Source organism: Klebsiella sp. F11 (genome assembly GCF_056712265.1).
In genome coordinates, this window is record NZ_CM160060.1 from 1,592,278 (window position 1) to 1,610,279 (window position 18,002).

At 55.3% G+C, this 18,002-nt stretch carries 24 protein-coding genes; 23 read left to right on the forward strand and 1 reads right to left on the reverse strand.

The genetic code is table 11. From position 1 onward, the window contains the following. The first annotated feature begins 69 nt into the window (after positions 1 to 69). Positions 70 to 252: a hypothetical protein gene (locus tag AC1M2H_RS08010; protein ID WP_480150950.1), complete on the forward strand. Its 183-nt coding sequence runs from the start codon at positions 70 to 72 to the stop codon at positions 250 to 252. 3 nt (positions 253 to 255) lie between these two features. Here the strand turns inward: AC1M2H_RS08010 and AC1M2H_RS08015 are convergent, their stop codons facing one another. Continuing rightward, positions 256 to 381 carry a small membrane protein gene (locus AC1M2H_RS08015; RefSeq protein WP_480150951.1) on the reverse strand — a complete coding sequence of 42 codons (126 nt, stop codon included), beginning with the start codon at positions 379 to 381 and terminating at the stop codon, positions 256 to 258. Positions 382 to 527: 146 nt separating this feature from the next. Between AC1M2H_RS08015 and AC1M2H_RS08020 the strand changes: the two genes are divergently transcribed. From AC1M2H_RS08020 to AC1M2H_RS08125, 22 genes are all read left to right on the forward strand, one after another. Continuing rightward, positions 528 to 1,157, forward strand: a complete 630-nt coding sequence (locus AC1M2H_RS08020) for a hypothetical protein (RefSeq protein WP_480150952.1) — start codon at positions 528 to 530, stop codon at positions 1,155 to 1,157. A gap of 207 nt (positions 1,158 to 1,364) precedes the next feature. Beyond that, positions 1,365 to 2,975 (forward strand): TerL protein, encoded by a 1,611-nt coding sequence (locus tag AC1M2H_RS08025; protein WP_480150953.1) that lies wholly within the window; start codon positions 1,365 to 1,367, stop codon positions 2,973 to 2,975. 9 nt (positions 2,976 to 2,984) lie between these two features. After that, positions 2,985 to 4,445: a DUF1073 domain-containing protein gene (locus AC1M2H_RS08030; protein WP_480150954.1), complete on the forward strand. Its 1,461-nt coding sequence runs from the start codon at positions 2,985 to 2,987 to the stop codon at positions 4,443 to 4,445. A 55-nt stretch (positions 4,446 to 4,500) separates the two neighbouring features. Next, positions 4,501 to 5,049 carry a phage head morphogenesis protein gene (locus tag AC1M2H_RS08035; protein ID WP_480151874.1) on the forward strand — a complete coding sequence of 183 codons (549 nt, stop codon included), beginning with the start codon at positions 4,501 to 4,503 and terminating at the stop codon, positions 5,047 to 5,049. 247 nt (positions 5,050 to 5,296) lie between these two features. Further along, entirely contained in the window at positions 5,297 to 6,526 is a 1,230-nt protein-coding gene (locus tag AC1M2H_RS08040) for a DUF2213 domain-containing protein (protein ID WP_480150955.1), read from the forward strand. Between the two features lie 3 nt (positions 6,527 to 6,529). Further along, positions 6,530 to 7,054, forward strand: coding sequence for a structural cement protein Gp24 (locus AC1M2H_RS08045; RefSeq protein WP_480150956.1), 525 nt, complete (start codon positions 6,530 to 6,532; stop codon positions 7,052 to 7,054). Positions 7,055 to 7,072: 18 nt separating this feature from the next. Continuing rightward, entirely contained in the window at positions 7,073 to 8,023 is a 951-nt protein-coding gene (locus AC1M2H_RS08050; protein ID WP_480151875.1) for a DUF2184 domain-containing protein, read from the forward strand. Positions 8,024 to 8,056: 33 nt separating this feature from the next. After that, positions 8,057 to 8,464 (forward strand): DUF4054 domain-containing protein, encoded by a 408-nt coding sequence (locus tag AC1M2H_RS08055; RefSeq protein ID WP_480150957.1) that lies wholly within the window; start codon positions 8,057 to 8,059, stop codon positions 8,462 to 8,464. Beyond that, positions 8,461 to 8,958 (forward strand): hypothetical protein, encoded by a 498-nt coding sequence (locus AC1M2H_RS08060; RefSeq protein ID WP_480150958.1) that lies wholly within the window; start codon positions 8,461 to 8,463, stop codon positions 8,956 to 8,958. Before AC1M2H_RS08055 ends, AC1M2H_RS08060 begins: the two co-directional genes overlap by 4 nt. Continuing rightward, positions 8,958 to 9,344 carry a head-tail adaptor gene (locus AC1M2H_RS08065; RefSeq protein ID WP_480150959.1) on the forward strand — a complete coding sequence of 129 codons (387 nt, stop codon included), beginning with the start codon at positions 8,958 to 8,960 and terminating at the stop codon, positions 9,342 to 9,344. Before AC1M2H_RS08060 ends, AC1M2H_RS08065 begins: the two co-directional genes overlap by 1 nt. Beyond that, entirely contained in the window at positions 9,337 to 9,879 is a 543-nt protein-coding gene (locus AC1M2H_RS08070; RefSeq protein WP_480150960.1) for a phage neck terminator protein, read from the forward strand. Before AC1M2H_RS08065 ends, AC1M2H_RS08070 begins: the two co-directional genes overlap by 8 nt. A gap of 3 nt (positions 9,880 to 9,882) precedes the next feature. After that, a complete protein-coding gene (locus tag AC1M2H_RS08075; protein ID WP_480150961.1) occupies positions 9,883 to 11,028 on the forward strand; it encodes a DUF3383 family protein in 1,146 nt (381 codons plus the stop codon). A gap of 10 nt (positions 11,029 to 11,038) precedes the next feature. Then, positions 11,039 to 11,482: a DUF3277 family protein gene (locus AC1M2H_RS08080; protein ID WP_480150962.1), complete on the forward strand. Its 444-nt coding sequence runs from the start codon at positions 11,039 to 11,041 to the stop codon at positions 11,480 to 11,482. Between the two features lie 3 nt (positions 11,483 to 11,485). Beyond that, the gene (locus AC1M2H_RS08085; RefSeq protein WP_142970217.1) at positions 11,486 to 11,914 is read left to right on the forward strand and encodes a phage tail assembly chaperone; all 429 of its coding nucleotides are present in this window, start codon (positions 11,486 to 11,488) and stop codon (positions 11,912 to 11,914) included. 35 nt (positions 11,915 to 11,949) lie between these two features. Next, positions 11,950 to 12,102: a DUF6889 family protein gene (locus AC1M2H_RS08090; RefSeq protein ID WP_032409090.1), complete on the forward strand. Its 153-nt coding sequence runs from the start codon at positions 11,950 to 11,952 to the stop codon at positions 12,100 to 12,102. Next, positions 12,092 to 13,978 (forward strand): hypothetical protein, encoded by a 1,887-nt coding sequence (locus tag AC1M2H_RS08095; protein WP_480150963.1) that lies wholly within the window; start codon positions 12,092 to 12,094, stop codon positions 13,976 to 13,978. The genes AC1M2H_RS08090 and AC1M2H_RS08095 overlap by 11 nt, the downstream gene beginning before the upstream one ends. After that, positions 13,978 to 14,577: a phage baseplate protein gene (locus AC1M2H_RS08100; RefSeq protein WP_226323381.1), complete on the forward strand. Its 600-nt coding sequence runs from the start codon at positions 13,978 to 13,980 to the stop codon at positions 14,575 to 14,577. Before AC1M2H_RS08095 ends, AC1M2H_RS08100 begins: the two co-directional genes overlap by 1 nt. After that, positions 14,578 to 14,880 carry a phage baseplate plug family protein gene (locus AC1M2H_RS08105; RefSeq protein ID WP_480150964.1) on the forward strand — a complete coding sequence of 101 codons (303 nt, stop codon included), beginning with the start codon at positions 14,578 to 14,580 and terminating at the stop codon, positions 14,878 to 14,880. Positions 14,881 to 14,882: 2 nt separating this feature from the next. Beyond that, a complete protein-coding gene (locus tag AC1M2H_RS08110) occupies positions 14,883 to 15,905 on the forward strand; it encodes a hypothetical protein (protein ID WP_480150965.1) in 1,023 nt (340 codons plus the stop codon). After that, positions 15,905 to 16,246 carry a hypothetical protein gene (locus AC1M2H_RS08115; protein WP_064793747.1) on the forward strand — a complete coding sequence of 114 codons (342 nt, stop codon included), beginning with the start codon at positions 15,905 to 15,907 and terminating at the stop codon, positions 16,244 to 16,246. The genes AC1M2H_RS08110 and AC1M2H_RS08115 overlap by 1 nt, the downstream gene beginning before the upstream one ends. Before the next feature lie 38 nt (positions 16,247 to 16,284). Then, the gene (locus tag AC1M2H_RS08120; protein WP_480150966.1) at positions 16,285 to 16,674 is read left to right on the forward strand and encodes a hypothetical protein; all 390 of its coding nucleotides are present in this window, start codon (positions 16,285 to 16,287) and stop codon (positions 16,672 to 16,674) included. A 58-nt stretch (positions 16,675 to 16,732) separates the two neighbouring features. After that, entirely contained in the window at positions 16,733 to 17,941 is a 1,209-nt protein-coding gene (locus tag AC1M2H_RS08125; RefSeq protein ID WP_480149382.1) for an IS256 family transposase, read from the forward strand. Positions 17,942 to 18,002 lie beyond the last annotated feature (61 nt).

Genomic DNA, 18,002 nt, shown 5'->3' on the forward strand with positions numbered 1-18,002 from the left:
TGAGCCTGCAAGTCGTTTGCTCCTGACGGCTTTGCCGTGCGCAAGGCTCATCATAAGAGGAAACACAAGATGGTACGCTTAAACGTTGAAGTTATTCCACCCACCGCCGATGAGCTTAACCTGATTTTCGATGAGTTAAGCCGCAAATACGCCATGGAACCGCTGACGGCAAAGGTGATTGCAGATATGGAGCGGGAAGGTGCCCGGCTGGTACGCCGGATGATAAAGACGAAGGTGACACTGGTTCGCTGAACGTTATTTCTTTTTGTTTTTGCGAAATAGCGTTAAGTGAGTACGTTGGTCCCGTAAGTAAGAGATAAAAAAATAAACTGAGACGATTAAAAGTAACACCGCAATGACCAGCATGATCCAGTTAATCATTGTTCACACTCACTGTTTATTGAATAAACATAGCTGTATACAGATATTGCAAAAACTGTCAACTGAAAAAGCCGCAAAGTTAAAGCCTGTCAGTTGTGAACATCAGATTTACCGTAAAGAAAGGCTTTAATAAACAGGAATAAATCATGGCAAAACCTGACTGGGAGGCCATCGAAACGGCGTACCGGGCCGGGGTGATGTCCCTCCGTGAAATTGCAGCACAGCAGGGTATCAGCGAAGGTGCTGTCCGTAAGCGAGCCAGACGCGATGACTGGTCTCGTGACCTTGCCGCGAAGGTGAAAGAGCGTGCTGACGATCTGGTACGCAAAGCAGAGGTACGCAGGCAGGTACGCACCGAAACAGCCTTGTCGGAGCGCGTACTTATAGAGGCAACCGCTGAGGTGGTTGCTGCTGTACGCATGGAGCATCGCGGCGATATCAAACGAGCCCGACAGATAACCAATGCACTGTTTGATGAGCTCGGCACCGAGTGTGCAGATGTCGAAGCGCTGCGAAAGCTCGGCGAACTGATGCTTGAAGCCGACGACAACGGCCGAGATAAGCTGAACGAGATTTACCACTCAATAATCAGCATGCCGGAACGCGTTAAATCGGTTAAGGCGCTCAGTGATGCGCTGAAGAATCTGATTGGCCTCGAACGCCAGGCCTACAATATCGACGAGGGTAAAGAGCCGGTGCCTGTTCGCGGTGACAATAACAGTACTGATCTGACCACAGATCAGGCTGCCGAGCTTTATCGCAAGATGATGGGATAAGTGCCGGAAATAATGGTTTCGCTGATTTTTTTTGCTATGCATTTTGCACCCTGTTTTATGCACGCTTTATTCACTCTGATTTTACCCCTTCTGGCCTGTTCACCCGCGCAAACAGGCGTTTCGCCCTGAATCAGGGGGGAGTGCCTGTCACGTGGTGCGGGTAACGGTCATTATGTTAAATCAGCCCGGTTTTCAGGAAATTATCTCATGCCACTGCCTTTCCCCTTTGACTTCAAAAAACCGGACTACAACAGGGTTTTTGAGTGGAGAACGGAACGGCTGCAGCGCATCCGTCAGCACCCGGAAATGCTTGCGGCACTCAGGCTGTTTTACCGCGATAACCCGGCGCAGTTCATTATCGACTGGGGGATGACAACCGACCCGCGCAACCTTGATTTCGGACTGCCCGCCACGGTCCCGTTCCTGCTGTTCCCAAAACAGGAAGAGTGGATCAACTGGATAATGGAGCGGCGTTCGCGGCTTGAGCATGGCCTGACAGAAAAGAGCCGGGAAATGGGGCTGAGCTGGACCTCTGTCGCGCTGGCGTGTTCGCTGTGCCTGTTTAACAAGGAAATGGTCATTGGCTTCGGCTCCCGTAAAGAGGAGTACGTGGACAGCACCGGCGACCCGAAGGCGCTGTTCTGGAAGGCCCGTAAGTTTGTCGAAACCCTTCCGGTCGAGTTTCGCGGTGCCTGGACGGAGAAGAAGCACGCGCCCTATATGCGCGTCGAATTCCCGGAAACCGGCGCAGTAATCAAGGGTGAGGCGGGGGATAACATCGGTCGTGGCGACCGTACCACGCTCTACTTTGTGGATGAGGCCGCCTTTCTTCAGCGACCCCTGCTGATTGATGCGGCCCTGTCCCAGACCACGCGCTGCCGTATCGATCTCTCCTCGGTCAACGGCATGAGCAACCCGTTCGCGCAGAAGCGGCACGGCGGCAAAATCCCGGTATTCACTTTTCACTGGAGCAGCGATCCGCGCAAGGATAAAGAGTGGTACCGCAGGGAATGCGACAAAATTGATAACCCGGTCATCGTTGCACAGGAGCTGGATTTGAATTACAGCGCTTCAGCAGAAGGCGTGCTGATCCCCTCTGCATGGGTGCAGGCGGCTGTCGATGCGCATATTGCTTTAGGTATTCAGCCTGCGGGCAGGCGCCTCGGCGCAATGGACGTGGCGGACGAGGGCAGGGATAAAAACGCCTTTTCCACCCGTCATGGTTTCCTGCTGGAGAACGTCCGCGAGTGGTCAGGCGTTGGTAGCGACATCTACAGCTCGGTTGAGAAGGTTTTTGGTTACTGTGAAAAAGACCGGCTTGAGGAATTTCGCTTTGATGAAGACGGTCTCGGCGCGGGGGTTCGCGGTGACGCACGCGCCATCAATGAACTGCGCAAATCGCTGACCCGTCTACGGATACTGGCCACGCCGTTTCGTGGCAGCGGCGCGGTCTTTGATCCTGACGATGAGGCGGTGCGCGGCGACAACGGCCAGCAGGCACGACTCAACAAGGACTTCTTTGCCAACGCCAAAGCGCAGAGCTGGTGGTATCTCAGAAAGCTGTTTCAGAACACGTGGCGGGCGGTTAACGAAAAAATGCCGTACAACCCCGACGAAATTATCTCCATCAGCGGCACGATGAAAAGCAAGGACAAACTCATCGTCGAACTTTCACAGCCAACCTACTCCATCAACGGGGTGGGGAAAATTATCGTGGACAAACAACCGGAAGGCACCCGTTCGCCCAATCTGGCCGACTCGGTGATGATCAGTTTCGCACCGATGAATACCGCGCTGGATATCTGGATGCGCCTGTAATGAGGATTTATGGCACGCAAAGTAAAATCGCCCGGCACCACCGCAACGGCTGACAGCTACGATAACTTCATGGCCCGCGTGGGGATGCAGCAGCCTAACCAGCACGCCGCATCCACCTACCGTGCCAACTATACCAGCCGTAACCGCATGCAGATTGAATGGGCCTACCGCTCATCGTCAATCATCGGCTCCGCCGTGGATGCCATCGCCGACGACATGACCCGCAAGGGGATGCGTATCACCTCTGAGATTGACCCGAAAGCGCGGGGCGTTCTGGAGTCGCTTTTTGACGAGCTGGAGCTGTGGGACCGGCTCAACGACATCATCAAGTGGTCGCGGCTGTACGGCGGCGCGGTGGGCTTCATCATGATTGAGGGACAGGCTCCGTTCACCCCGCTCAGACCGGAGACCATCGGGAAGGGCAAATTTAAAGGTATCCTGCCGCTCGACCGCTGGATGATTAACCCGAACCTGAATCGCCGCATCAAGGAGATGGGGCCAAATCTCGGCAGGCCTGAATTTTACGATGTGGTGGCAACCGGAACGGGTATTCCGGCGTGGATAATTCATCACACCCGCCTCATCCGGTTTGATGGCGTCACGCTGCCCTACCAGCAGGCCCAGACCGAGAACGAATGGGGGATGTCTGTCGTTGAGCGTATCTGGGACCGCCTGACCGCCTTTGACAGTGCCACGATGGGCGCGGCCCAGCTGGTGTATAAGGCACACCTTCGCACCTATAAGGTGGACAAGCTGCGTGAGCTGATTGTTCTCGGAGGGCCGGGACTGGAAAAGCTGCTCAAACAGATGAACATGATCCGCGCTTTTCAGAGCAATGAAGGTCTGACGCTCATGGATAAGTCGGATGAGTTCGAAACTCACCAGTATTCCTTTGCCGGACTCAATGACGTCATCAGCCAGCTGGCCGAGCAAATCAGCGGCGCGACCGGCATTCCGCTGGTGCGCCTCTTTGGTCAGTCACCGAAGGGTTTCAGTACCGGTGATGCTGACCTTGCCAATTATTACGACAACATCAGCACCCAGCAGGAGCGCCGTCTGCGTCAGCCGCTGCGTAAGCTGCTCGACGTGATGCACCGCTCAGAGCTGGGGAGTCCTCTTCCCGAAGATTTCACCTTTGAATTTAACCCGCTCTGGCAGATGTCGGACGTTGACCGCTCGACGGTCGCCACGAACACAACGACTGCGCTGGCCACTGCCGTGCGTGAACTGGGGATGTCACCAGCGGCGGCGCTGACCGACCTGCGGGAAATGGCCGACGTCACGGGGATAGGCTCCGCTGTTTCAGATGAGGATATTGCGAATGCGGCGAAAGAGTGGCAGGAGGCTGAATCTGAAACCAAACCTCCGCCGCCGGTCGGAGCGACAGTATCAGAAAAGCCTGCTGGCGATAGTCAGCCAGATAAATCAGACAGTCACCGCTTCTTACGATGGTTCACAGGCCAGCGCTGACAGCATTGCCAGAACGCTCATCGACTACTCTGGCGTGATTGATGACTGGGCTGAAATGGTTGGTCGCAAGATGTTCGCCCAGGTGGAACAGGAAGAGTGGAACCAGTGGCGGTCAGTTTCAGAAGAGATTTCTGCCGGGCTGCGGGATGTGGTGGGTAACACGCCGGTCGGAATGGTGGCGCAGGATATCGTGTTCCGTCAGATTCAGCTGATGAAGTCGCTGCCGCTGGAAGCCGCTGACCGGGTTAAGGATATTCAGCAGCGAGCGATACAGGCCGTCATCAACGGCGAGCGACCGGAACAGCTGTACGGGATGATTATGCAGACCGGCGATGTGGCGGCCAGCCGGGCCAGAATGATAGCCCGTACCGAAATTGGACGTGCCACCGGCGCACTGACGCAGGCCCGTGCGTTATCGGTTGGCTCAGAGGGCTACTGGTGGCGCATTGAGGGCGCAGGCACCCGGCCATCACACCGCAAAATAAAAGATAAATTTGTGCGCTGGGATAACCCGCCGACGCTTGACGGCATGACCGGGCACGCCGGATGCCTGCCGAACTGCAAGTGCTGGTCGGAAGTGCAGATACCGGAACCACGTAAATAACAGGTCGCTCAGGCGACCTTTTTTATTGCTCGAAGAGGTGAAAATGAAAAATGCATGTATCGATATGAAACGCGCAGGAGACCGCCGGGTTATAGAAATCTCGATAGGTGGTGTCACTGCGACTTATCGCTCCATCGGCGAGCGCTCACAGTTAAAAGCTACGGGCCGCGGCAACGTCCGCCAGGTAAAAGCATTGCTCCGCGAGTTCATCCGAAACTCTGACCCCGCGCTTATCTAGCGAGACACCATGAAATATCTCTTCACCACCCGTCTGGGGGAGACGCGCTATCGCATGAGTGACGGCGGCCTCCTCTGTAAAGACGTTCCGATCGCCCGTACCGGTAAGCAGCTGTACGGGGAGGCCGATTTCCCCGAGCTGGAGCCTGACGAGGACGGCGAAATTGTTGTTGAACGCACAGCGGAAGAAGTGTTCAGCCCCGAGGCGATGGCCTCGTTTGAAGGCATGTCCGTCACGCTGCTTCATCCGGAAGACGACCTTGGCAACCTGCTGTTTGTCGATCCGGAGAACTGGCGTGACCTCGCCGTGGGCCACGTCTCCAACGTGCGGCGCGGTGAGGGGGAACAGTCAGAACTGCTTCTCGCTGACCTCATTATCAAGGATGAAGTCGCTATTGACGCTATTGAAAGTGGTCTGCGTGAGGTTTCATGCGGCTACAACGCAAAGTACCGGCAGACCGGGACGGGCAAAGCAGCCCAGCACCTGATCACCGGTAATCATGTGGCTCTTGTCCCGAAAGGCAGGGCCGGAATTATCTGTTCTATCGGAGACAGTTTGACGATGAATAAATTTAACCAGAGCTGGTTTCAGAAGCTCAGACGCGCCATCAAGACCGGCGATGCCGACACGATTAGCGATTTGGTTGACAGCGCCCCGTGCTCTGTCACCGGCGATGCGGACGACCTGCCGGGCGTGGTGAATATCCATCTCCCGCCGCAACAGCCGTTGCCGCCTGATCCCAAACCCATCGTGGGGGCAACTGCCGATGAAGGTGAAGACGCACCCGCCTGGGCCAAATCACTGATGGCCCGCCTTGACAAGCTTGAGGGTAAAACGGGCGACAGCCAGGAAGACGATAAAGACAAGGATAAGGACAAAACCGGCGATGCCGGAGACGATGAGACCGACGAGAAGGAAGAGAAGGTCACCGGCGATGCGGCGTACCGCGCTGAGCTCATCCTGCCGGGCGTCAACCTTGATCGCAATATCAGGCCGACTGCATTCAAGCGTGACGTGCTGGCCTCAGCAGATCAGGCGCTGGTACGCCAGATTGTCGGCGATTCGGATGTGCGCAAAATGAGCCGTCCCACCGTTGATATGGCGTTTAACGCGGTTTCCGAACTGGCGAAAAGCCGCAACACATTCGCGAAAACGGCGGATGCAAGCCGGACAGTGTCATCCACCATTGAGGCCATCAACCAGCGCAACCGCGAATTCTGGGAAAAACGGGGCAAATAATTCATGAAAAATACCATTCTTTACCGTATGGGCGTGGGCCGTGCGGGGGTCGTGTCGCGTCCGCAGGATCTGACCGCTGAACCCGCCATGCTCAGAACGGACGCCGGGAGTACGTTTCCGGCCTACGGTCTGGCGGGAAAATATGACGGCGTGGCCTTTGTGCCGCTGGCGGCAGGCGATACGGCCGACAAAATTCAGGGACTGCTGATAGAGCCCTATCCGACGCAGAGCGTGCCCGATAAAAGCTATCTGGTGGGGGCCGGGTTTGGCTTCACCGGCGACATCCTCAAACGTGGCTATCTGGCGGTGTACGTCGGAAGCGATGCCTCCGCCATCACGCGCGGCGGAACGGTTTACGTGCGTAATGCGAACCCGACTGACGCCAGCCCGCTGGGCGCGAAACTGGCCGCCGAAGAAAACACCGGGACTGCCGATAAGCCGCAGATCAACACCATTATTCTGCCGGACGCGGCATTCACCGGTGCCGGTGACAGCGACGGTTATGTCGAAATTTCCTACAAGATTTAAGGATACGTGATGCAAAATTTGCAGACTTACGACCGGGCCACCTACGACAGTACCGGCGTTTTTCTCGTCGGGGAACTGGAGCGCCTGGATCAGACGCTGAATGAACCGCTGGTGCAGTACACCTGGAGCCGCGATATCGACCTGCGCACTGACGTGGCCATTTTCGACCAGATTTCCAGCTGGACGAACACGCAGTTCGGCGCAGTCGGTACCGGTGCCAATCCGAACGGTAAAAACTGGGTTTCGCAGGAGTCCACGGCGATTGCAGGCGTGAGCATCAATATTGAGCGCAGCTTCCGGACCCTGAACATGTGGGGGATGGAGCTGGGCTGGACGGTGGAAGAGCTGGCCGCCGCGCAGCACGTCGGACGCCCGATTGATACCCAGAAACACGCGGGTATGCAGCTCAAATGGAATATGGATATCGATGAGCAGGTTTACGTCGGTGATAAAACGCTGGGGAGTGGCGGTGTGCCGGGGCTGATTAACCTGTCAGGGATTAACACCTCCGCCGCCGCCAAATCGTGGGTCGGGGGAACCCCGGACGATATCCGCAATGATATCAATACGCTGCTCAGTGCGGCGTGGGCGTCAACGGCTTATGCCGTGGTGCCGACCGACCTGTTACTGCCTCCCGAGCAGTTTGCCTATCTGGCGAGCGTGATTGTGTCGTCTGCCGGTAACCAGTCGCTGCTGACCTACCTGTCCACCAACACCATCGCCTATCACCAGAACGGCGTACCGCTGAACATCCGTGCGGTGAAATGGCTGAAAGGCGCGGGCGCGAAAGGCGTTAACCGGGCGGTGGCCTACACCAAAGACCACAAGTTTGTGCGCTTCCCGATGGTGCCGCTGCAGAGCATTCCGGTGCAGTATCGCGGTCTGTGGCAGATAGTGACCTACTACGGCAAGCTGGGTGCGGTGGAGCCGGTTTATCCGGAAACCATTGCTTACCTCGACGGACTCTGACAGCAGCCCCTCCGGGGGCTTTCAGGGGGAGTGATGAGCAGAAACACAACGCTTCCGGGCGTGGCGGATTTCCGGCGTGATTTCCCGCAGTTTGCCGGCACCACGACCTTTCCGGATGCACAGGTGACCTTCCGGCTTAACCTGGCTGACCACCTGCTGAGCGAGAAAATCACGGGTAAAGAACTGTTTCCCTACTTTGCCGGATTGTTCGTCGCGCATTATCTGTATCTGTACGCTGCCGATATGCGTGGCGTGGCGGCGGGGACTGCCGGTGGGGCAAACAGCGGCGTGGCGACGGCCAAATCAGTGGATAAAGTCTCTGTCAGCTACGATGCCAGCGCGACGCTTAATCCCGACGCCGGTTTCTGGAATAACAGCCGCTATGGCGCTGAATTCTGGCAGCTGATAACGATGTTTGGTGCCGGGGGGATACAGCTGTGAGAAGTGGACTTACGATACGCTCAGACAATTACGCTGCCGTTCTGGATGCGCTGAATAAGCTGTCCGGCACTGATGTGCTGGTCGGTATCCCGGCGAGTCCACCGCGCGATGATTCGCCACTGAGCAACGCCGAAATTGGTTACCTGCAGTCCACTGGCGCGACCGTGGAGATTGACGGCCAGACCGTGACGCTGCGACCCCGGCCTTTTCTCGACATGGGGATTGAGGATTCACGGGACAAAACCACGGAGCGGTTAAAACTCGCCGCACAGGCTGCGCTTGAGGGTAACGCAGCGATGGCAGAACAACACCTTGAAGCCGCAGGGCAGATTGCGCAGATGGCGGCAAAGGCTGTGATTGGTGCCGGTGACCGTCTGGCCCCCTTATCTGAGAAAACGAAGGCTAAGCGCCGCAGGAACGGGCAGGACTTCAAACCCCTGTATGACACGCACAGCCTGATGGACTCGATCACCTGTGTCGTGAGGAAGAAATAATGCCTTTTCTCGATGTGACAGAGGTTTTGCTGGACCCGGATTTTGTCGATCTGACGCTGGTATGTCACCGGCAGGTGCAGACGGTTGACGCGGATAACTTCACGGTCAATACACCTCAGAATATCCCGTTCTCCGGGGTGGTGACCGTCGACCGCTCTCTGGAAGCGAAGCGCATGGCCGCCGGACAGAACATCAACGGGGCTATACTCATCGTGACGCAATTCCGCCTGACGCAGGGCCAGCCTGGGTTAGACGCTGACGCTGTGACGTACAGGGGGAGAGAGTACCGCGTGACCTTTGTCGACCCGTACACGGCATACGGCGCCGGTTTCGTTCAGGCGCATTGTGAGTTGATGGAATTCGACGGGGGAACGCCAATTGAGTAACGACAGCACTACGGCGGGTTACCTGACTCCAGTCGGAGATTCGCCGCCCTACGATGAAGATCTGGAACGGCTAATCAGTCGCTGGATACGGGGCGTGACCGGGCTGGCTGCCACGCTGGTTTACCCGCGCTGGACCGACCCGCAAAAGCAGATACCCAAAAACGGCGCCACCTGGTGCGCGTTCGGTATTAACGGCATCCAGGAGGACTTCAACCCCGCGTACGTGCAGGGCGAAGAGAACACCGAGCAGTGGTCGCATGAAACCATCAGCCTGATCCTCTGTTTTTATGGCCCGAAGGGGCTGGCGACGGCCACACGCTTTCGTGATGGCCTGCTGGTTGCTCAGAACAACGACGAACTGAACCGCGTCGGTCTGACGTTCCTGCAGCAGGGGCGACTGCTCAATCTGCCCGAACTCATCAATAACCAGTGGGTACGCCGCTACGATATCAGCGTTGACCTGCGCCGCAAAATCATCCGCCAGTACGGCATTAAATCGCTGGTCGACGCGCCAGTGCAATTCTTTGGAGATTAAAACATGGCACAGGGCTTACCTGTTTCCAATGTCGTTAACGTTGACGTCATCATGTCACCGGTAGCGGCAACGGGGCGTAACTTCGGGGCGCTCCTCATTCTGGGTACCTCTACGGTTATCCCGGTCACTGAGCGTATTCGCCAGTATTCAGCCATTGAGGATATCGGTGATGATTTTGGTGTCGACTCTCCCGAGTACGAGGCGGCGACCATCTTCTTTTCACAGTCACCAAAACCAACGCTGGTCTATATCGGCCGCTGGGCGAAAACGCTGGCGGAGGGTGAAGCAGGTACGGTAGAAACCCTGCTGCAGGCGGTTAATGCCTCACTGCAATACACCAACTGGTACGGTCTGGCGATTGCAGATAGCGCTGATCTGGTTGAAGCGGATGTGATTTCGGTGTCCGCGGCGATCGAGGCTTCCAGTCTGAGCCGCATTCTGGCCGTTACCACTGATGACGCGAATGTGCTGGTATCCGGTAATACCGACAATATCGGCTACAAGCTGAAGGCGGCGGGCTACTCCCGTACGTTATGGCAGTACAGTACCAGCAGCAAATATGCCGCTATCTCGGCCTTCGGTCGTGCGTTTACGGTGAATTTCACAGGCAACAACACCACTATCACCCTGAAGTTCAAAACCGAGCCTGGCGTGACGTACGAGACGCTGACGACCGCACAGGCAGCCGCCATTGATGCCATTAACGGTAACGTCTACGTCTACTACGCCAACGATACGGCGATTATCCAGCAGGGTGTAATGGCTAACGGCGACTTCTTCGACGAGCGCCACGGGCTGGACTGGCTGCAAAACTACGTTCAGACCAATCTCTTTAACCTGCTGTACACCTCGACCACCAAAATTCCGCAGACCGATGCCGGCGTTACCCGGTTAATGACCAACGTCGAAGCGTCGCTGGATCAGGCGGTGAATAACGGCCTGATTGCTCCGGGCGTCTGGAATGGTGGCCCGATTGGCCAGATTGAATCCGGTGACACGCTGACCAAGGGTTACTACGTCTACGCCGACGCGGTAGCCAACCAGGCACAATCCGACAGGGAAGCGCGTAAGTCGCCGGTGATTCAGGCGGCGATTAAGCTTGCGGGCGCCATTCATTATGGCGACGTACAGATCAACGTGGTTCGTTAAGGGGGAATAAATGGGAAATACCTACAGCTTTATTGACGTCTCGGCCTCCCTTACCGGCCCGACCGGAAGTATCGATCTGGGCTACGGCTCGGCGAACTCCGAAGAGGGCATCACGGTTACGATGACCGAGGCAAAAAACACCATGACCATCGGTGCAGACGGCGAAGGCATGCACAGCCTGCACAGCGGCAAAAGCGGCACAATCACCGTCACTCTGTTGAAAACCTCCCCGGTAAACAAAAAGCTGTCCCTGATGTACAACGCACAGAGTCAGTCCTCCGCCACCTGGGGCAACAACGTTATCGTCGTGCGAAACAAAGCATCCGGCGATATCTCGACCGCCCGCGGATGCGCGTTCCAGAAACAGCCGGATCACGCTAACGCCAAAGTTGGCAATACGGTGTCGTGGGTATTCGACTGCATCAAAATCGACCAGCTGCTGGGGGAGTTCTAACCGATGGAATTTGAAATCAAAGGCGTTAACTACCGTACCGCCAAACTCGACGTTTTCCAGCAGTTGAAGGTAAGCCGTAAGTTGTTGCCGGTGCTGGCCGGTCTGGTAAGCGAGTTCTCGACACTGAAGGCGCAGGCGGCCGCCGGTAACTCCGGTGCCGTGCTGGAAAGCGTGCTGCCGAAAATTGCCGATACGCTGTCCGCGCTGCCAGATGAAGACGTTAACGCGGTGATCTATCCGTGCCTGAGCGTAGTCAATCGCCAGCATCAAAAAGGGTGGGTGAAGGTTTTCGACCAGGGCGCGCTGATGTTCGACGATATCGACCTGTTTACGATGCTGCAGCTGGTGGCGCGGGTGGTCGCCGACAGCCTGGGAAATTTTTTGAAAGAACTCCCAGACAGCGAGAAGGCGGACCCGTCGCCGCAGGCTTAACGCTGGAATCCCTGCCGGAAGGCGAAAGCTTCCTGATGCGCCCGGTGGAAGCCGGGTACATTCCTTATACCGCATTGAAGGACGGTTCGGTCGACCTGGCCGACGTCGCCCGCATGAATGACTGGCTGGACCTCAAAGCCGATAACGATTACCGCATAGCGAAATGGAGAGAGGCTAATGAACGCTGAAACGCTCAAGGACTTTCTGATCTCGCTTGGGTTCAAGGTTGACGAGGCAGGCGCCAGAAAATTTGATGCCGTGGTTGCAGGGACGACGCTGAAGGCGATCGAGCTCGGTACTAAAGTTGAACTGGCGGCGGCTTCAGTTGTGGCGTTCACCGCTAAAATAGCCAGTAGCCTCGATAACCTGTACTGGGCCTCTCAGCGTACCGGCGCAACGGTGCAGGGCATCAAACAGATAGGTTACGCCGTAAGCCAGATGGGCGGCAGCGTGGACGCAGCCCGCGGCTCCCTGGAAAACCTATCACGGTTCGTGCGTAACAATCCCGGCGCCGAAGGTTTCCTGAATCGCCTGGGTGTGCAGACGCGCGATGCTAAAGGCAACATGCGGGACATGGCGACGATCTTTACCGGCGTCGGCCAGCGTCTCAGCAGCATGCCGTACTACCGAGCTAATCAGTACGCGCAGATGCTGGGTATTGATGAAAATACCCTCATGGCAATGCGGCGGGGGATTGGTCAGTTCAGCGCTGAATACACCGCAATGGCGAAGGCGATCGGCTATAACGCAAACACGGCCGCTGTTAGCGCAAATAAATTCATGACGTCGCTGCGCTCGTTCGGTGAAATGGTTGGCATGGCACGAGACAAAATCGGCTCTAACCTGGCTGATGGTCTGGCCGGGTCACTGGATCGGCTGCGTCGCCAGATCCTGGATAACTTCCCAAAAATCGAAGGGGCAATCACCGCGACGGTTAAGGGCATCCTTTGGGCTGGTGAGATGGTGGGGCGGGTAATTTACCGCCTCATTCAACTGGGCCAGAGTATCAGCAGCTGGTGGGATTCTCTCGATAAACAGTCGCAGGAGCTGATAGAGCTGCTGGGTGCGCTGACTGCCGCGTGGTGGCTACTGAACCGCGCAATGCTCGCATCCCCGATTACGTGGGTTCTCGGTCTAGCCGCTGCTGTAGCACTGCTTTGGGAGGACTACCAGACCTGGAGGGAGGGCGGGAAAAGCCTGGTTGACTGGGGCAAGTGGAAGACGGAGATCGACAACGCAGAGAAGTTTATTAGGTCGCTGCGCAATACGGTTTCTGACCTTACCAACTCAATCGCAAAGCTGCTTGGCATAGACCCGAAAGCCTGGTCACTGAAATGGGACTTCGATAACTTCATCATGCAGATGGGGGAGTTCAGCAAGATGCTGAGCATGATCGGCGATCTGCTGAATGCCATCAACGAAGGTAACTGGAGCGAAGTGAAGCGCCTGGGTATCGCGATATGGCAACAGGGCAAGACGCCAGGCGCCGGCGCCGGAGAAACTCAGACGAGTATTGTTCATGGTTCCAATATCCAGCCGGATATTCCAGGCGGGACGGGCAACACTCTGGCTGATCGCAACAACAACCCCGGTAACATCCGCCCCGTGGGCGGCGGGGGCTTCCGCACCTTCGAGAATGCTCTCCACGGCTGGACTGCAATGAAAAACCAGCTGATGCGCTACTTCACAGGAAAAACCACCGGCCGCCGCCTGCAGACCATCATGGATATCGTCAGCACCTGGGCGCCAGCGGGAGACAATAACAACCCGCAGCAGTACGCCAGACAGGTCGCAGGATGGATGGGCGTATCGCCAACAGCAGCGCTTAACCTGTCAGACCCAAATACGATGGGGGCTCTGATGCAGTCTATGGCTCGCAAGGAGGGCTATTCGAACTGGAATAGCCCACTGGCTCATCAGGCGGCAGGGGCAACGGTGAACCAGAATACCGTTATCAATATCTCCGGCGTGAGCGACCCGCGCGAGGCGGGTAAAATCGTTGCTGATAACCAGAGCAATGTTAGCGCCCGCACGACTCAGCAACTGGCGAGGGGGCCGAGCTGATGGATATTCTCTCTACGCTATTCCAGCAGCAGACCAGGCGAATTGGCCTGATGATCCCCGACGTGGTGGTTACCGAACGGCATAGTGATGCACTGGAAATAACCGAGCACCCGGTGGAAAGGGCAACCACCGCCGGGACCGGGTTTATCTCCGATCACGCCTATCGCCGACCATCAGAAGTTGTAATGGAGACTGGCTTTGCTGGTGGCGGTTCACTGCTGGATTTTTACGATACCCGCAACATTGGGTTATCGACGCCGCTCAATAGCATGGGGCCAAAGGAAGTTTATGCAGAGCTTCTAAAAATGCAGCGGGAAAGGCAGTTACTCGACGTAACCACAGGTAAGCGACTGTATACCAATATGGTAATTCGCTCCCTCGATGTGACTACCGATCGCGCCAGCGAGAATGTCCTGATGGCGACCATTACGCTAAGGGAGGTCATCACCACCCAGACGCAGACAGTTAGTGTGGCCGCAAAGGAAAACATGAAAGAGGGGGCTAATACCTCGGCAGTCCAAAACTCAGGCGTGAAAACTCCAACGCCTAAGGATGAGTCATTGCTAAGCCGGGGTGTACGTTTCTTCACCGGAGGTTAAATGGCTGTATCAGAAATCCCATTGTCACCCGATAACCAGCAGTTCGCAGTTGCTCTGGCGGGAAAGAGCTTTCAAATGGCTGTTACCTGGCGGGCGATGTTCTGGTGTCTGGATATTATGGACAGCGCCGGCGCCGACCTGATTAAGGGCATACCCCTGATCACCGGCGCCGACCTGCTGGCGCAGTACCGCTTTCTTGGTTTGGGGTTTTCGCTCTATGTCGCCTGTGATGACACGGCGAACGACAACCCTACGGAAACAGACCTCGGAATCAAAAGCCATCTATACGTGGTAACGGAGTAATCATGTCACAAAACTGGATGCGGCATTTCGAGCTGCAACTTATCAATGATAAAGGCGACGGAATTTCGCTGTCAGATTTCAAAGTGACGTTTAACATCCAGAAGATGCCCGCCACGATATTTAATGGTTTTGTGGGTAACTTCAAAATTTACAATCTGGCGCCAGAAACCCAGAACCGAATAATGGGAAAGGAATTTACCCGTATAAGGGTCATCGCCGGTTACAACGGAATTGCTGACGAGAGCGGGGAGTATCCCGATAAAAACATCGGACTGATTTTCAATGGCGATATTCGGTTTACTATCACAGGGAAGGAAAACGTAACCGACAGTTGGGTGCTCATTCAGTGTATTGACGGTTGGGAAGGTCACCTGAACGCCAGCGTAAAAACGACCGTAGCGGCTGGCTGGAAGCATGCAGACCTGTTTGATCTCGGCATGCAGACCCTGAGCCCTTACGGCATAACTGAAGGCAGCAGGCCGGACTTTGGCGCAACCATTTTTCCCCGCGGGCGCACTATCTACCAGAACACCGGCCGCCTGATGTACAGCCTGGCGGGTCAGTGCAAAGCCAACTGGTGGTACGAAAACAACCAGGTGCATATCGTTCCTGAAGATAAGTATATTCAGGAGGCGATCGTACTCAACGCCGATACCGGCCTGATTGGCATGCCTCAGCAGACAATGGGCGCCGGCGTTAATGTACGCTGTCTGATAAACCCAAACATTAAGCTGGGCGGCCTTATCCGGCTGGATCAGGTGTCAGTGTACCGCGTGGCTCTTGGCAACGACCAGGTTGGACAGTCACCGGGGCGCCTGGGCGAAAACACCACGGATGGCAATATCTATGTCGATGGGCTGCCAGGCGCACAGTTGTCTGCAATCAATACCGATGGTGATTACATTGTCGGCAGCATTGACTATACTGGCGATACTCGCGGGCAGGCGTGGTATATGGATCTGCTGTGCCTTGCGAAGGGGGCTGCTGAGCTACAATCTGTAAGCACGTTAAATAAGGTGGGATGATGAAAGGCTGGGAGTTGTTGCTTGGCGTCACTTTGTTTTATTCCTGCGGTGCATTTTCCGCTACGCAGTGTGGGCCCTTTCTGTTGAAGGGTGAAAGCGATGGGTTGATGCATATCAACGGCCAGGCTCCGGCAACTCAGAAAATGTCATTTTTTAAGCAAAAAAACGATTTCGATAACGTCATGATGCAATGGATGCTTCCTGACGCCAACACTGGCCGCTGGCTCGGTCTCGATTACGTTAAGCGCAACGGCAAAGCCATCCTTAACGTTGAAGTTGTTCGTAAAAATATGGATGATCCCCGGCAATTTTGGACCTATGATTGCAAGCGTATAAAATGATTGTTACATAACGGATTGCGTTTTGTCGGAGGTTATAAATGGCGGTCAGTACAGGGAAGAAGATTGTTTTGGCTGTTATTGTTGTCGTTGCATATTTAATCGGCAACCACTCGAACGATAGTAAAAAGTATGAAGAACTAAAAAACAAGGAACCATCATCCCTAAGTCAGGATGATAAGTTGTTTATTAAAACGATTGAGGATGGACGGGAGAAAGCAGAAGCCGAGCGACGCGACTACCAGAAAAAACAGGCAGATGAGAAGGAAAAGGCAAAACCAAAACCTTTATCGGAAAAAGTTTTGCTGCAAAATGATGTGATATTTACATGCAAAGACATTGCAAAAAATTCTCTCAACTATCCTGATTCTTTTGAAGTTGAAAATACCAATAGCGGTGTAGATAACCAAAATGGAAGAGCCTGTACATAGATTTGTGTAATTGCCTGATTTTGATATGTTCAATCCAACATCAAAAACAGGTTAATTTATGGACGAAAAACAGTTGCAGGCTCTGGCTAATGAACTGGCCAAAAATCTCAAAACCCCTGACGATCTCAACCAGTTCGATCGCCTGCTCAAAAAAATCAGTGTTGAGGCGGCGCTCAACGCCGAAATGACCCATCACCTCGGCTACGATAAACATCAGCCCAAACCGGCGACCAACGCCCGCAACGGCTATACCCAAAAGACAGTTATCACTGGCGATGGCCCGCTGGAGCTGCGTACACCGCGCGATCGCGATGGCTCTTTCGAACCGCAACTGGTAAAGAAAAACCAGACCCGGATCACCGGGATGGATAACCAAATTTTATCGTTGTACGCCAAAGGGATGACCACCCGTGAGATCGCCGCCGCGTTCAAAGAGCTGTATGACGCGGATGTCTCACCGGCCCTGGTCTCAAAGGTCACCGATGCTGTCATTGAGCAGGTTGTCGAATGGCAAAATCGTCCACTGGATGCAGTCTATCCCATTGTTTATCTTGACTGTATCGTCCTGAAAGTCCGGCAGGACAGCCGCGTTATCAACAAATCTGTGTTCCTGGCACTGGGTATCAATATCGAAGGCCAGAAAGAACTGCTGGGTATGTGGCTGGCCGAAAATGAGGGTGCGAAGTTCTGGCTTAATGTGCTGACAGAGCTGAAAAACCGTGGTCTGAACGATATCCTCATCGCCTGTGTTGACGGGCTGAAAGGCTTCCCCGACGCCATCAACGCGGTGTATCCGGAAGCCCGCATTCAGCTGTGTATCGTGCATATGGTGCGCAACAGCCTGCGGTTCGTCTCCTGGAAGGACTACAAAGCAGTGACCCGTGACCTGAAAGCCATCTATCAGGCTGCCACGGAAGAGGCCGGCTTGCAGGCTTTGGAAGCGTTCTCCAGTGCCTGGGACAGCCGCTACCCGCAGATAAGCCGGAGCTGGCAGGCAAACTGGACCAACCTGACGACGTTCTTCGCTTACCCGGCAGACATCCGCAAGGTGATCTACACGACCAACGCCATCGAGTCGCTGAACAGCGTGATCCGGCATGCAATCAAGAAACGGAAGGTATTCCCGACAGACGACGCGGTGAAAAAGGTGGTGTGGCTGGCAATCCAGGCGGCATCACAGAAATGGACGATGCCGCTGAGGGACTGGCGTATGGCAATGAGCCGCTTTATTATCGAGTTCGGTGACCGTCTGGACGGTCACTTCTGAGAAAAGGCATTTACACAGAATCATGTACAGGGTCAAATGGAAAGCAAGTCTATTACTTCAC

Coding starts and splice junctions, on each gene's coding strand:
- AC1M2H_RS08010 (WP_480150950.1), top strand. CDS start 70: ATGGTACGCTTAAACGTTGAAGTTATTCCACCCACCGCCGATGAGCTT.
- AC1M2H_RS08015 (WP_480150951.1), bottom strand. CDS start 381: ATGATTAACTGGATCATGCTGGTCATTGCGGTGTTACTTTTAATCGTC.
- AC1M2H_RS08020 (WP_480150952.1), top strand. CDS start 528: ATGGCAAAACCTGACTGGGAGGCCATCGAAACGGCGTACCGGGCCGGG.
- AC1M2H_RS08025 (WP_480150953.1), top strand. CDS start 1,365: ATGCCACTGCCTTTCCCCTTTGACTTCAAAAAACCGGACTACAACAGG.
- AC1M2H_RS08030 (WP_480150954.1), top strand. CDS start 2,985: ATGGCACGCAAAGTAAAATCGCCCGGCACCACCGCAACGGCTGACAGC.
- AC1M2H_RS08035 (WP_480151874.1), top strand. CDS start 4,501: ATGGTTGGTCGCAAGATGTTCGCCCAGGTGGAACAGGAAGAGTGGAAC.
- AC1M2H_RS08040 (WP_480150955.1), top strand. CDS start 5,297: ATGAAATATCTCTTCACCACCCGTCTGGGGGAGACGCGCTATCGCATG.
- AC1M2H_RS08045 (WP_480150956.1), top strand. CDS start 6,530: ATGAAAAATACCATTCTTTACCGTATGGGCGTGGGCCGTGCGGGGGTC.
- AC1M2H_RS08055 (WP_480150957.1), top strand. CDS start 8,057: ATGAGCAGAAACACAACGCTTCCGGGCGTGGCGGATTTCCGGCGTGAT.
- AC1M2H_RS08065 (WP_480150959.1), top strand. CDS start 8,958: ATGCCTTTTCTCGATGTGACAGAGGTTTTGCTGGACCCGGATTTTGTC.
- AC1M2H_RS08075 (WP_480150961.1), top strand. CDS start 9,883: ATGGCACAGGGCTTACCTGTTTCCAATGTCGTTAACGTTGACGTCATC.
- AC1M2H_RS08080 (WP_480150962.1), top strand. CDS start 11,039: ATGGGAAATACCTACAGCTTTATTGACGTCTCGGCCTCCCTTACCGGC.
- AC1M2H_RS08085 (WP_142970217.1), top strand. CDS start 11,486: ATGGAATTTGAAATCAAAGGCGTTAACTACCGTACCGCCAAACTCGAC.
- AC1M2H_RS08090 (WP_032409090.1), top strand. CDS start 11,950: ATGCGCCCGGTGGAAGCCGGGTACATTCCTTATACCGCATTGAAGGAC.
- AC1M2H_RS08095 (WP_480150963.1), top strand. CDS start 12,092: ATGAACGCTGAAACGCTCAAGGACTTTCTGATCTCGCTTGGGTTCAAG.
- AC1M2H_RS08100 (WP_226323381.1), top strand. CDS start 13,978: ATGGATATTCTCTCTACGCTATTCCAGCAGCAGACCAGGCGAATTGGC.
- AC1M2H_RS08105 (WP_480150964.1), top strand. CDS start 14,578: ATGGCTGTATCAGAAATCCCATTGTCACCCGATAACCAGCAGTTCGCA.
- AC1M2H_RS08110 (WP_480150965.1), top strand. CDS start 14,883: ATGTCACAAAACTGGATGCGGCATTTCGAGCTGCAACTTATCAATGAT.
- AC1M2H_RS08115 (WP_064793747.1), top strand. CDS start 15,905: ATGAAAGGCTGGGAGTTGTTGCTTGGCGTCACTTTGTTTTATTCCTGC.
- AC1M2H_RS08120 (WP_480150966.1), top strand. CDS start 16,285: ATGGCGGTCAGTACAGGGAAGAAGATTGTTTTGGCTGTTATTGTTGTC.
- AC1M2H_RS08125 (WP_480149382.1), top strand. CDS start 16,733: ATGGACGAAAAACAGTTGCAGGCTCTGGCTAATGAACTGGCCAAAAAT.